We start from the raw sequence: 13010 nt of genomic DNA on the forward strand, positions 1-13010 counted from the left end.
ACCCACTGTCGGCGGGCGGGGACCGGCCGGGTCAAGCGGTTCGCGCGCTCTGTGACAGGGGCGTGACAGGGGCGGCCGGCGGGGTCGCGGGCCGGGTGCTGCTACCGGGCAGGTGAGGCGACCGGGATGCCTTCGGGGCGTCCGGCGAGGAGTGCGGCGAGGTGGTCGGCGCAGCGGAGGGCGGCCTCGGCCATGGCCGTTCGGGTCATGCCCGCGACGTGCGGGGTGAGCAGGGCGTTGGGCAGGCCGAACAGGGGCGAGGCGAAGGCGGCGTGCTCGTGGGCGAAGGTGTCCACGGCGGCGGCCGCGAGGGGGTGGGTGGGGTCGCGCAGGGCGTCGGCGAGCGCCGCTTCGTCGACGATGCCGCCGCGCGCGGTGTTGAGGAGCACCGATCCCGGTCGGAGCAGGGCGAGTTCGCGTCGGCCGATCAATTGGCGCGTCTGCGGGGTGAGTGGGAGGTGCAGGGACACGACGTCGCTGGTGGCGAGGAGGGTGTCGAGAGACGGGACGTGCCGTGTCGGTGGCGCGGTCGGACGGCGCGCGTGTGCCTGGACGGTCATGCCGAGGACGGACGCGCGTGTCGCGAGTGCCGTGCCGATCAGGCCCGGTCCCACGATGCCGAGGGTGAGTTCGGAGAGTTCGCGTGGCGGGGTCGCGGGTGCGCCCCAGGCGCCTCGGTGTGACCTCTCGTTGTGGGCGGACAGGTCCCTTGTGAGAGTGAGCAGTTGGGCGAGGGCGAACTCGGCGACGGCGTTCGCGTTGGAGCCCGGGGTGTGGGTGACGGTGATGCCGTACCGGGCCGCGGCGGCCAGGTCCACGTGGTCGGTGCCGGCTCCGGCGCGGCCGATCACCCGCAGCGGGCGGTGTCGTTCGGGGGCCGTCGCCGCGGCGAGGAAGGCGGCGCGCAGGGGCACGCCCGCGCGGGACTTGAGCGCGTCGAAGCCCGGGCCGCGGCTGAACTCGGCGGTCAGGGCCGCCTCGTCGAAGGGGTCGAGGTCGGTGAACTCGACGAGCTCCGACCAGGCGGACTGGGCACCCGCCCGGTCCTCGACGCGCCGGAGGTTGAGCGTGACGGCCAGGCGGTGGCCGGTCAGGCGCTCCAGTTCGCGGTCGAGGAGCGGGCCGGGGGCGGCGTCGAGCAGGAGGACTCGCGGGTGATCCATGGTGAAGGTGCGTGCCGTTCGGTCGGGTTGTCCGTCGGGCCGGTCATCGGGCCGTCCGTTGGGCCGGTCATCGGGCCGTCCGTCGGGCCGGTCATCGGGCCCTCCGCCGGGCCGTCTGCCGGGACGGTCGGCCGGCGGCGCGTCAGGCCATCCAGAAGAAGACGGCCGTCATCCGGCGGTCCGCCAGCTCGGTGCCGTAGTAGGTGGTGGCGCTGTGGATGAGGTTGGCGTGGTAGAGGAGCAGCTGGTTGTAGCGGTTCGGGACGCGGACGTCCTCGGTGAAGTGGTCGGCGGGCACGTGGCGGGTGCCGAGCGCCTCCACGAGGTTGTTGTGCGGCGCGTTGACGAGGTTGCCGCCGAGCCGGCCGCCGGGGAACTGCTGGCGGTAGAAGCTGGTGCCGGCGTCCTTGGGGGCGCCGGGGCTCAGGTAGAGCACGGCGGCGTAGCGGCAGAGCGCCCGAGAGTCGGTGTGCGGACGGGACTCCGACTCGCCGGCGCCGACGACCTGGACGCAGTTGTGGTTGAGCGTGCCGCCGCCCGGTGTGCTCTGGACCCAGAGCCGGGAGGCGCCGGTGGCCTTGCGGACCTGGGCCTCGACGCGGGCGAGCTCGCCGGGCTCCAGGCCGGGCATGGTGCGCAGGCCGGGCCAGGTCTCCGGGCGGTGCGGGTAGCCCTCGGTCCAGTCGCCGCGGGCCAGGACGCGCTCGCGGACGGCGTCCGGATCGGGCAGGACGTTGTCCAGGACCCAGTAGTCCCGGCCGCGGGTGGGCTTGCGGTAGGGGAGGACCGGCAGGGCCGTCGGCCTGATGGGCTGTGGGGGCATGGGCATGGGCCGACGATAGGGGCGGCGGGCGTCAACTTTCTGCCGTGAACAGGTCAACCTTTCGTCAAGTGGCGATCGGGGTGCGGGTGTTCGGTTCGGTGCCGGGTGTGCATTCGTTCGTGGTCGGGCGGCGGTCCGGCGGGTGGTCGTGCCCCGCCCGGTTCGTGGTCATTCCTCGATTGCCTTGACCACCTCGGCTTCCTTGGTTACCTCGGTTTCCTTAGCTTCGTCGGTCGCCCCGGCTTCGTCGGCCCGGACGGCGAAGTCGCCGAGCGCGCCCTCCAGGCGGTCGAAGGCGCGGGCGGCGGACGGGCGGACGGCGGCCGCGACGGCCTCGTGGTCCTCCCCGGCCAGGGTGCGGCGGAACACCTCGGTGGAGACGGCCCGGGGGACGGCCGCCAGCAGGCCGGCGGCGACCCGGCTCTCGAAGTCGCCGGGCGGCACGTGGGCGGCCTCGGCCAGGGCGGTGGCGAGCGCCGTCTCGCCCTGCTCGTGCAGCTCGCGCAGCCGGGCGGTCAGCGCGGGGCTCTCGGTGATGGTGCGGGCGAACGCCTCGCCGGAGAAGCCGAGCGCGGCGTCGCGCCGGTCGATCTCGGCCAGGCAGGCGCGGCGCAGCGCGGCGAGGGCGGACTCGCCGGGGGCGCGGTCGGCGACCGCTCGGGCGTACCTGGCGACCATCTCCTCGTGCAGGTCGAGGAAGAGGTCCTCCTTGCGCGGGAAGTGGTTGGTGACGGTCATCTTGGCGACGCCGGCGGCCGTCGCGACCTCGGCGATGGTGGTCCGCTCGAAGCCCCGGTCGATGAAGAGCCTGGTCGCGGCGTGCGAGATCGCCTCGCGGGTGCGGCGCTTGTTGAGCTCGCGCAGGTTCGGGGTGCTGTCGGTCATGGCGGGAGCCTAGCGCAGTTCGCTGGGTCGAGCACAGAAATTATGCTTGACCTAATCACTGGGTTCGACCTAAGTTCTTCATCGGCGGCCGGACAGGCCGTCGGAGGAGTCCTCGGCCGCACGGGCGTGGACACGACGTCGAACCTCGGGGAGGGGCCATGACCGCGAAGGTCACCACGGTGAAGAGGGAACCGGCGGAGGGGATGGCCGGGCGGACGCCGGTTCATGCCGGGCGGGAGCCGCTGCCGCCGGGCCTGATGAAGATGGGTGCGGTGCTGGCGCTCGGTCCGGTGCTCGCACTGCTGGACACCACGATCGTCAACGTGGGCATCGACTCCGTCGCCCGCGATCTGCACGGCTCGATGGCGGCGGTCCAGTGGGTGTCCACCGGGTACCTGCTGGCAATAGCCCTGGTCATGCCGCTGTCCGGCTGGGCCGCCGGGCGGTTCGGCGCCCGGCGCGCGTGGCTCGCGGCGGTGGTGCTGTTCGTCCTCGGCTCCGCGCTGTGCGGGCTGTCGTGGTCGACGGGCAGCCTGATCGCCTTCCGGATCCTCCAGGGGATGGGCGGGGGAATGATCCAGCCACTCGGGCAGACGCTCATGGTGCAGGCGGCCGGTCCGTCCAGGATCGGGCGGGTGATGGGCACGCTGCTGCTCCCGATCAGTCTCGCGCCGGTCCTCGGTCCGATCCTCGGCGGTGTGCTGCTGGATCACCTGAGCTGGCGCTGGATGTTCCTGCTGAACGTGCCGGTCGGGCTGGTCACCGTGCTGCTGGCGCTCCGCTGGCTCCCGTCGGAGGGCGGCCCCGCGCGGGCCCGTCCCCGGCTGGACGGCCTCGGCCTGGCACTGCTCTCCCCGGGCCTGACGGGCCTGGTCTACGGGCTGTCGGTGATCGCTGACGGCGGCTGGGCCGGCCCGGCGGCGGCCGCGGCGGGGGCCCTGCTCCTCCTCGCGTACGGGTGGCACGCGCTGCGCCCGTCCACCGGCGGGGGCCGGGCGCCGCTGATCGACCTGCGGCTCTTCGCGCGGCGCGGCTTCGCGGTCGCGACGGCGAACTCCTTCCTCCAGGGCGCGGCGCTCTACAGCTCGATGTTCCTGGTGCCGCTCTACTACCAGCAGGTGGAGCACGCCGGCGCGGTGGAGGCCGGGCTGCTCCTGGCGCCGCAGGCCCTCGGCACGGCGGTCACCTCGCTACTGGCGGGGCGGATCGCGGACCGGCTCGCACCGCGTCCGCTGATCCTGCTCGGCATCGCCTGCTCGCTGCTCGGCACACTCGCCTTCACCCGGCTCGGCGCGGGCGGCGGTCCGGCGGACCGGCTGCTGGCGGCCTCCCTGACGCTGCGTGGCGTCGGCATGGGGATCATCCTCATACCGGGGATGGCGGCGGTCTACTCCAGCGTGGAGAAGGCCCAGGTGCCGGCCGCCGCGAGCGCGGTCAACGTGCTCAACCGGCTCGGCGGCGCCCTCGGCACCGCGGTGCTGACGCTGGTCCTGCAGCAGGCCCGGAGCGGGCACCCGGGCCACCCGGCCGCGGCCTTCGGTGACACCTTCTGGTGGGTGCTGGCCCTCTCCGCGCTCTCGATAGCCCCCGCCCTGCTCTACCCGGGCACCCGCAAGCAGGTCTGACGGCACGACAGGGGAGCCGTCTCATCCGGGAACCGCGCGGCGGTCCCGTTCGCTCACCTCAATGATCAACTTCCAAGGAGTACTCATGTTCACCAAGCACCCCGGCGGACTCCGCCTGCTCACCGTTCACGCGCACCCCGACGACGAGTCCAGCAAGGGCGCGGCCACGCTCGCCCGGTACGCGGCCGAGGGCGTCGACGTCCTGGTGGCCACCTGCACCGGCGGCGAGCGCGGCTCCGTCCTCAACCCGGCGCTGGACCGCCCGGAGGTGCGGGCCGACCTCCCGCGGATCCGACGCCAGGAGATGGCCGCCGCCCGCGAGATCCTGGGCGTGCGCCAGCAGTTCCTTGGCTTCACCGACTCCGGGATGCCCGGGCCCGGGGAGGACCTGCCCGAGGACTGCTTCGCGGCCCAGGAGTTGGAGGTGGCCGCGGCCCCGCTGGTCGCCCTGATCCGGGAGTTCCGTCCGCACGTCGTCATCACGTACGACGAGACCGGCGGGTACCCGCACCCGGACCACGTGATGACGCACCGGGTCTCGGTCGAGGCCTTCGAGTCCGCCGCCGATCCGGACCGCTATCCGGCGGCGGGGGAGCCGTGGCAGGCGGCGAAGCTCTACTACCACCTGGCGCTCTCCCGGGCCTGGTTCCAGACCATGCACGACGCGATGACGGAACGGGGCGTCCCGTCGGCCATGGGCGAGTTGCTCGCCGGCTGGCCGGACACCCCGCCCGCCCTCGCGACCACCACGCGGATAGCGTGCGCCGAGCAGTTCGTGGTCAGGGACGCCGCGATGCTCGCGCACGCCACCCAGGTCGAGCCCGGGGTGGCCTTCATGGCCCACCCCCGGGACATCGAGCGCGAGGTCTGGCCGACGGAGGACTACCACCTCGCCCGGTCCTGCGTGCCGGCCGTCGCCGAACTGCCCGAGGCCGACCTGTTCGAGGGACTGCGATCGTGAGAGGAGGCACGGCGGATGCGCCGTTCAGCACTGACCGTCCGCGAGGACGTAGTAGCCGGGTCCGGTCTGCCGCAGGGTGTGCGTGACGAAGGTGTTCCAGAGGCCCATGTCCTGCCCCGAGCCGAGCGCGTAGGTGAGGCCGCCGCTCTCGGTGGCCCGGCCGGCCTGCACCTGGGCGTAGTTGCTGTCGGTGAAGCACTGCGGTGCGCTGCCGCTGGTACTCGCCGTCACCGCCGCCGACCTGGCGCCCAGGGTCCCCGAGGCGTCCACCGCCGCCACGGTGTAGGTGTACGAGGTGCCGGGAGCCAGCCCGGTGTCGGTGAAGGAGGTGCCGGTCGTGGTGCCGGCTGGCGAGCCGTCGCGGAGCACCTGGTAGGACACCGCGCCGCTGACGGCCTGCCAGGAGAGGCCGATCGAGTCCGGCCCGGCCGCGGACGCGGTCAGCCCGGTCGGGGCCGGCAGACCGGGGGTGGTGGGCCCGCCGCCATCGGACAGGCCCCAGAACTGCGCGGTGTAGTAGGAGGAGCAGATGGTGCCGAGGAAGTAACTGCCGGTCGCGCCGCACTGATCGGCGCCGGAGCCCGGGTCGACGGCGAGGCCGTGGCTCATCCCGGCGACGGAGTACACCGCCACGGCGGGCCGGCCGCCCGGGTCGGCGTACAACTCCTCGGTGGTGCCGCCCGGCAGGGCGCGGCTCGACGTCGGGCGCTGGGGGAGGCCCCAGACGTCGGTCCACTGGTCGCGCAGTTCGGTGGCGTTCACCGGCCGGACGACGGTGTCCGAGGTGCCCTGCCAGACCGCGACCCGCGGCCACGGCCCGGTGTACCCCGGGTCCGCGGACCGGACCTTGTCGCCCCACTGGGCGGGGGTGAGGCCCTGGTCGCTGTTCTGGCAGGCGGAGGCGGCGCCCTGGGTGGTGGCGCAGTGCGCGGGCAGGCCGGAGTCGATCGCACCGCCGGCGAACACGTCCGGGTAGTCGGCCAGCAGGTCGGCCGCCAGGCCGCCGCCGGCCGAGAGCCCGGTGACGTACACCCGGTGGCCGTCCGAGCCGTACAGCGCCTCGGCCTTGGCGACCATCTGGGCCACCGAAGCGGCCTCTCCGGTGCCCCGCGCGTCCTTGGTCGCGTCGAACCAGCTGAAGCACGACAGGCTGTTGTTGGCGCCGTTCGTCGCGGGGAACACCACGGCGAAGCCGTACAGGTCGGCGAACTTGGTCCAGCCGGAGTGCTGGTAGTAGTCGGAGGCGGTCTGGAGGCAGCCGTGCAGCGCGACCACCAGCGGCGCGCCGGCGGGCAGTCCGGCGGGGGTGTAGGCGTACATCGCGAGGTCGCCGGGGTTGCTGCCGAAACCGGTGACCTGCTGGAACGTGCCGGCCGCGGAATCGGCCGGGGAGTCGGCGGGGGAGACGGTCGCGGCGGCTGCGGCGGTGGGGGAGGCAGTAGCGGCCCCGGCGGCCAGTGTCCCGGTGAGCGTGCCGGCGGTCAGCACGGCGGCGGCGGAGGTACGGGCGAGCGCGGCGAGGACGGACATCGGAGGCTCCTGGGTGGGGGAGGAGTCGACGTGGATGCCGTGCAGCGTGTCGCCTCCCGTGCACCGTGGCCATGTGGCGCGCGACCGCCGTCCAGCGGCCCGGCATGGCGTGCACCACCACCCCGAAGCCGACCGTCTCGGCGCCGACTTCCCGGTGCCGGGCGACACTTGAGGGAAGGGCGGGAACAAGGCAGGTTGATCCCATGACGAATCAAGAGGTTGCGACCGACGAGCCGAATCCGCTGGTCACCGGGGAACTGCGGACCCGCACCCACACGTGGACGGCCGGTCCGCCGCTGACCGCCTACGCGCACCTGACCGGTGAGGAGATCCTCCAGGAGATCATCGCCGGGCGGATCCAGCCCTCCATCTGCAGCACGCTGGGCTTCCACCTCACCGCGGCCAAGCCGGGGTTCGCGGTGTTCGAGGGCGAGCCCGGTGACCACCTGTACAACCCGATGAACACCGTCCACGGGGGCTTCCTCGCCACCCTGCTCGACTCGGCCCTCGGCTGCGCCGTCCTGAGCCGCCTGCCCGCCGGACTCGGTTACACGACCACCCAGTTGAACGTCCACATGGTGCGCCCGGTGTTCGCCGACACCGGCCTGCTGCGCTGCGAGGGCGAGGTGGTGCACCTCGGCCGGACGATCGCCACCGCCGAGGCCAGGGTGGTCGGTGCCGAGACCGGCAAGCTGTACGCACACGCCACCACCACGTGCGCGATCCTGGGCCCGCGCTCGACGGACTGAGCCGAAGGGCCGGGAAGGGCGCCGGGGCCGGGCTCGGCGCCGGGAACGGGACCGGATCGAGGCGTTGGGGCCGCCCGATCCGGTCCGTGGGCGGCCGACATGCCGCGGGCCCTCCGGCCGGCCGGGCGCGTCAGCCGCCGAGGCTGGTGTTGTTCTCGCCGTCGGTGCACACGATGCGGATGGTGAGGTCGGCGGGCCGGGGCTCGCCCTTCTGACCCTCCGGCGGGCAGTCGTCCTTGCGGACGGCGACGATCCAGCCGGTGGCGTCGTCGTTCGGGCGGTTCTCCAGGACGTCGGTCGGCTGGCGGTCGAGTCTGCGGTTCTCGCCGGGAGTGATGCTGAACCCGCCGCCGTAGACGCTCTCGTCGGGCGGGCAGAGCAACTCGTGCGGCTTTCCGTCGGCGCCGCCCCGGAGGGTGGGGCCGGTCACCGACTGCGGGGCGAGGATGCTCGTCGTCGCCGCCGCGCTGCCGCTCGTGGCGGCGAGGACGACGACTCCCGTCACGAGGGTCACGGCGATCCTGGTCTTCCTGGGCACGAGGCGCTCCTGAGGTCCGGGGGTGGGGTGCGCGGCCATTTCAGCACGATGGTGATGCCCCGCCAGGAACCACGCACGGTGACGGTGTGTCGACAGCCGATCATGGGGCGACTGGGGTGTCTGCTCACGAACGACTACCTAGCGTGGTCTACTGGCCGCGAATCGCTGTCATCCGTGCGGCTGCCGAGCAGCCCTGACCGACATGTCGCGAGGAACCCCATGCCACGCAGAACACCCCCCAGCACCCTGCCCGCCACGTCACCCGGAGCTTCGCGCAGAAGGCTCCGGGCGGTGCTGGCGGCCAGTGCCGTCACCGTCGTCCTGTCGACCACCACGATCCTGACCTCGCCCGCACCGGTCGCCGCCGCGGTGACCGACCCCTTCGCCGGGACCGGCGCGCCGCGCATCACCGACGAGCAGGTGCGGGCCGAGGTCCGGGCCGACGAGGTGGCCGCCTTCGGGCGCCCGGCCGCCGAGGGGATGGCGCGGGACCGGATCGGCCTGCGGGCCGTCCAGACCGGCTACCCGCAGACCACCCGCACCAACCGCTTCAACATGCTCACCGCCACCCAGGCGCAGGACAACGCGAAGTACGACCCCGCGCAGTTCGGCCGGTTCAAGCAGTACATCCCCTCGCCCGAGTACGGGGACCACATCGCCCTGCTGCCCACCGGCAAGGTGCTGATCTTCTCCTTCGAGGCCGTCGAGGAGAACCCCCAGAAGGAGACCGCGCCCACCGACGTCATCGGCAGGCAGAACGCCGGGCGTGCCTACCTGTGGACGCCGCCCGTGAACGACACCGACCCGGGCACGTTCAAGGCCGTTCCGCCGCCGGACGTCAACATGCCGGACGGCCTGGACGAGCCGCGCCCCGCGCCGTTCTTCTGCGCCGGTCACTCCTACCTGCCCAACGGCATGGTCGGCGTCTTCGGCGGCAACCTCGGCGGCAACGGCGGCACCGGTGCCAAGCTCGCCCTGGTCTTCGACCCGTGGACCGAGACCTGGCACCAGGAACGGGACATGGCGGTCGGCCGCTGGTACCCGTCCGTGGTCACGGGGGCCGACGGCCGGCAGACCATCATGTCCGGCCAGTCCGAACTCGGCTACGGCACCCCGACCCCCATCGTCGAACGCTTCCCGGCCAAGGGCGTCGACGTCTCCTACGGCAAGTCGAGCGTGCCCGAGAACCTCCCGCTGGACCAGTGGAAGGCGGACGCGCCCTACCGGATGGACTACCCGCACCTGTTCTCGCTCAGGGACGGGAAGATCTACGGCTTCGGCCGCAGCGCCGACCAGCAGTTCGTCTTCGACCCGGTGAACGAGACCCGCGGCACGCTGCCCAACCGCCCGGACGGCTTCACCCGCCTGTACGGCTCGGCGGTCGCCCTGCCCAACGGCACCAGCGGCCCGGACTCGGTGCTCGTCCTCGGCGGCGACCACAAGGACCCGAACACCTTCAAGTTCTCGGGCGGCCAGTGGACCAAGGAGAAGCCGAGGAACCTCGGCCGCGCCCAGGACGACACGCTCATCTTCCCCAACGGCAACCTGTTCACCGTCAACGGGGCCGTCGGCATCCGCGACTACGGCCTCGGCGACTACAACCCGAACGTCCCCGACGACCGCTTCCGCCAGGTCGAACTCCGGGACGCCGACGGCAACTGGGCCCTCGGCCCCAAGCAGCGGCTGCCGCGCGGCTACCACTCCAACGCGGTGGTCCTGCCCGACGGCCGGATCATGGTCACCGGCGACGAGCTCCAGCAGATCGCCAACAACCCGGACATCAAGGCCGGCAACAACGGCACCATCGAGATCTACGAGCCGCCGTACCTGCACCAGCCCGGCGGCCGCCCGGACATCCGGACCGCCCCGACCGACCCCGTGGGCTACGGCACCACGTTCCGGATCAACACCAACTCGCCGACCCAGGCCGCCCGCGCCGTCCTGCTCGCGCCCATCACCTCCACGCACTCGGTGGACACCAGCCAGCGCCGCCTGGAGCTCAAGCTGGTGAGCCGCGCGGGCGGCCAACTCGTCTTCCAGAGCCCGGCCTCGGCCGCGGACGCCCCGCCCGGCTGGTACATGATCTTCCTCCTCAACGACGCCGGTGTGCCCAGCGTGGCCAAGTGGATCCAGCTGGCGCCGAACCCCTAGTCCCACCGGCAGCCCTATAGACACACGCCCACGCCGAGCCGACACCACGCCGACCACTCCCGCCACTCCGACGGAGCCGACGGAGCCGACGAACGGAGCCACCCCGTGCCAGACCTGAGTCTGCGTCAAGACACCGAGATCCAGGGCGACATCCTCGCCGGATTCAAGAAAGACCACATGACCCTGCTGCTCCTCCAGTTCAGCGACGCCTCGGCGGCGCGGAGCTGGCTGGAGAAGATCACTCCCAGGATCGCCACCACCCAGGAGGTCGCCCGGTTCAACGAGACCTTCAGCGAAGCCCGTCAGTCCTCCGGCGGCAGTGACCCGGCGGCGCTCAAGGCCACCTGGCTGGGCCTCAGCTTCACCTATCAGGGCCTGCAGTTCGTCACCGGGCAGCCGGAGCTCCTGAAGGCGGAGGCCAGGACCGGCGACACGCTGGAGGCGTTCATCCAGGGCCCGGCCGACCCGTCGCGGTCGATCGCGCTCGGCGACACCGACGACAACGACCCGAAGCGCTGGCTGTTCGGCTGCGCCACCAAGCCGGTCGTCCACGCGGTGCTCACCATCGCCTCCGACACCCCGGCGGGCCTCGACAGCGCCGTGAAGGAGCAGAAGCAGGCCGCCGGCCAGGCCGGCGCGGTCGTCGTCTACGAGCAGGAGGGCAAGCACCTCGCGGGCGACAAGAAGGGCAAGGAGCACTTCGGCTTCAAGGACGGCGTCAGCGAGCCGGAGGTCGAGGGCTTCGACGAGCCCGACCCCAACCGGTTCACCGGCGAGGGGGCCGAGACGGTCTTCTACTCGAAGAAGCACCCCGGCACCCGGATCATCCCGGCCGGCGAGTTCGTCATCGGGAAGAAGCTCGCCGCGACGCACGCCCCGGAGACAGCCGCCGCCAAGACCGTCCCCGCCTGGATGCACAACGGCTCCTTCCAGGTGGTGCGCCGCCTGGAGCAGGACGTCGCCGGCTGGTGGGCACAGGTCGACGCCCAGCTGCGGCGGCTGAAGGACCTCAAGGCGGTGCCGGAGGACACGAAGCGGGACTGGTTCGCCGCCCGGCTGGTGGGCCGCTGGCGCAACGGGGCGCCGGTGTGCAAGTACCCCGACCAGCAGCCCGGCGACCCGGCCGCCGGAGCGGACAACGACTTCACGTACCTCGGCGACCCGGAGGACCCGGACGGCCTGATCACCCCGCTCTTCTCCCACCTGCGCAAGACCAATCCCCGCGCCGGGCTCGTCGACGGCGTCCCGGTCGACGAGGCCTTCATCGACGCCCGCCGGATCATGAGGCGCGGCGCCCCCTACGGGAAGCCCTTCGATCCGACCAGCGACATCCCCGAGTTCGGCCCCGACGCCCAGCGCGGCCTGCTCTTCGTCTGCTACCAGTCCGACCTGGTGGGCCAGTTCGAGTTCATCCAGGCCAACTGGATCAACGACCCGGACTTCCCGCCCGGCCGCGAGGCCAAGCCCGGCCCGGACCCGCTGGTCAGCGGCCAGCTCGCCACCGTGAACGACGGCCGGGTCAGCTGGGAGGGCAGGTCCCCGGCGGGCGAACGGGCCACCACCGGGCTGGACTTCCGCCCGTTCGTCCAGACCCGCGGCGCGCTCTACTGCTTCACGCCCTCCATCACCACGCTGCGCCGGCTCGCCCAGGGGCGTCTCAACGGCGAGCTCGTCGACGACGGCAGGCAGCCGGTCGTGGCGCAGAACCTGCCGATGGACTGCGTCCTGCCGCTGCCCGACGTGGACGGCCGCTACTGGACGTTCCAGCAGGGCACGATCCGCCTGATCGGCGCCGGCGGCACCGAGGTCCGCCAGCTCACCACCGGCACGGTCGACGACCGCACCGGGGTCGTGGTCAGGAACGTCGGACCGTACTCGTCCTGGCCCGCGCTGAGGGGCGTCACCCGGATCGACACCATCCTGCCGGTGTTCGACCAGCAGCGCGTCGACGGCAAGTGCGACTACTGGGTCTTCCACACGGTGGGCGGCAACCAGGTCTACCGTTACATCTCGATCGACGCCTCCGAGCCGTACGCGAGCCGGGTGGTGGCCGAGGACCAGCCGGTGAGCCGGTGGAGCTCGTTCGGCGGGACGACTCCCGTCACGCACGTGGACGCCTTCCTGCCCGTCCCCGACATGCGGCCCGCCGGCGACGGCTCGCACTGGTACTGGGTGTTCCACAACACCCCGGTGGGCCAGCGCTACCGGCTGATCTCCATCGGCCGCTCCGGCCGGGCGTACCCGGACCGGCTCCAGCGGGACGACCGGCAGCTCGGCCTCTGGCGCTCGCTGGAGGGCGTCACGCGCGTGGACGCCTTCCTGGCCGTTCCCGGCCGGGACGACCCGAGCGGCGGTCAGCATTGGTACTGGGTGTTCCACCAGGACAAGTACCGGACGATCATGATCAACCACGGCGGCAACCACCAGGACGACCTGCTGCGCGAGGACCGCCCGACGGCGGTCTGGTGCCGCCGGCCGTAGCCGTTCCGGGACCCTTCGGGGAGATGGACGACATCGGGTCCCGGGCGCCCCCAGGCGGGCCGGGCCCCCAAGGGGTGGGGGGGGGGAGGGCGGGGGGGGGGCCC

Annotated in this window: 10 protein-coding genes; 5 read left to right on the forward strand and 5 right to left on the reverse strand. The window is 72.7% G+C overall.

Annotation, left to right across the window (positions count from 1 at the left end; all coding sequences use genetic code 11):
- Positions 1–101: 101 nt before the first annotated feature.
- From ACFVU9_RS10615 to ACFVU9_RS10625, 3 genes are all read right to left on the reverse strand, one after another.
- Complete coding sequence (locus ACFVU9_RS10615) at positions 102–1163, reverse strand: NAD(P)-dependent oxidoreductase (RefSeq protein WP_387591982.1); 1062 nt, start codon at positions 1161–1163, stop codon at positions 102–104.
- Positions 1164–1305: 142 nt separating this feature from the next.
- Positions 1306–1986: a DUF6445 family protein gene (locus ACFVU9_RS10620; RefSeq protein ID WP_380494261.1), complete on the reverse strand. Its 681-nt coding sequence runs from the start codon at positions 1984–1986 to the stop codon at positions 1306–1308.
- A gap of 168 nt (positions 1987–2154) precedes the next feature.
- A complete protein-coding gene (locus ACFVU9_RS10625; RefSeq protein ID WP_387591985.1) occupies positions 2155–2871 on the reverse strand; it encodes a TetR/AcrR family transcriptional regulator in 717 nt (238 codons plus the stop codon).
- 158 nt (positions 2872–3029) lie between these two features.
- Here ACFVU9_RS10625 and ACFVU9_RS10630 point away from each other — a divergent pair, with 158 nt between their 5' ends.
- Positions 3030–4496 (forward strand): MDR family MFS transporter, encoded by a 1467-nt coding sequence (locus ACFVU9_RS10630; protein ID WP_380500557.1) that lies wholly within the window; start codon positions 3030–3032, stop codon positions 4494–4496.
- Positions 4497–4581: 85 nt separating this feature from the next.
- A complete protein-coding gene (gene mca, locus ACFVU9_RS10635; protein ID WP_387591987.1) occupies positions 4582–5457 on the forward strand; it encodes a mycothiol conjugate amidase Mca in 876 nt (291 codons plus the stop codon).
- Positions 5458–5481: 24 nt separating this feature from the next.
- Here mca and ACFVU9_RS10640 read toward each other — a convergent pair whose 3' ends face one another.
- Entirely contained in the window at positions 5482–6987 is a 1506-nt protein-coding gene (locus tag ACFVU9_RS10640) for a PHB depolymerase family esterase (protein ID WP_387591990.1), read from the reverse strand.
- Positions 6988–7190: 203 nt separating this feature from the next.
- Between ACFVU9_RS10640 and ACFVU9_RS10645 the strand changes: the two genes are divergently transcribed.
- The gene (locus ACFVU9_RS10645) at positions 7191–7736 is read left to right on the forward strand and encodes a PaaI family thioesterase (RefSeq protein WP_380494099.1); all 546 of its coding nucleotides are present in this window, start codon (positions 7191–7193) and stop codon (positions 7734–7736) included.
- A gap of 130 nt (positions 7737–7866) precedes the next feature.
- Here the strand turns inward: ACFVU9_RS10645 and ACFVU9_RS10650 are convergent, their stop codons facing one another.
- Positions 7867–8274 carry a hypothetical protein gene (locus ACFVU9_RS10650; RefSeq protein ID WP_380500560.1) on the reverse strand — a complete coding sequence of 136 codons (408 nt, stop codon included), beginning with the start codon at positions 8272–8274 and terminating at the stop codon, positions 7867–7869.
- A 291-nt stretch (positions 8275–8565) separates the two neighbouring features.
- Here ACFVU9_RS10650 and ACFVU9_RS10655 point away from each other — a divergent pair, with 291 nt between their 5' ends.
- A complete protein-coding gene (locus tag ACFVU9_RS10655; RefSeq protein ID WP_387591993.1) occupies positions 8566–10425 on the forward strand; it encodes a galactose oxidase-like domain-containing protein in 1860 nt (619 codons plus the stop codon).
- A gap of 105 nt (positions 10426–10530) precedes the next feature.
- Entirely contained in the window at positions 10531–12906 is a 2376-nt protein-coding gene (locus ACFVU9_RS10660; RefSeq protein ID WP_387591996.1) for a Dyp-type peroxidase, read from the forward strand.
- Positions 12907–13010: the final 104 nt, after the last annotated feature.

Source organism: Kitasatospora sp. NPDC057936, from assembly GCF_042887525.1.
GTDB lineage: Bacteria > Actinomycetota > Actinomycetes > Streptomycetales > Streptomycetaceae > Kitasatospora.

Excerpts from the sequence above, each read along its gene's own strand:
- ACFVU9_RS10630 (WP_380500557.1), top strand. The coding sequence starts at position 3,030 with ATGACCGCGAAGGTCACCACGGTGAAGAGGGAACCGGCGGAGGGGATG.
- mca (WP_387591987.1), top strand. The coding sequence starts at position 4,582 with ATGTTCACCAAGCACCCCGGCGGACTCCGCCTGCTCACCGTTCACGCG.
- ACFVU9_RS10640 (WP_387591990.1), bottom strand. The coding sequence starts at position 6,987 with ATGTCCGTCCTCGCCGCGCTCGCCCGTACCTCCGCCGCCGCCGTGCTG.
- ACFVU9_RS10645 (WP_380494099.1), top strand. The coding sequence starts at position 7,191 with ATGACGAATCAAGAGGTTGCGACCGACGAGCCGAATCCGCTGGTCACC.
- ACFVU9_RS10620 (WP_380494261.1), bottom strand. The coding sequence starts at position 1,986 with ATGCCCCCACAGCCCATCAGGCCGACGGCCCTGCCGGTCCTCCCCTAC.
- ACFVU9_RS10615 (WP_387591982.1), bottom strand. The coding sequence starts at position 1,163 with ATGGATCACCCGCGAGTCCTCCTGCTCGACGCCGCCCCCGGCCCGCTC.
- ACFVU9_RS10625 (WP_387591985.1), bottom strand. The coding sequence starts at position 2,871 with ATGACCGACAGCACCCCGAACCTGCGCGAGCTCAACAAGCGCCGCACC.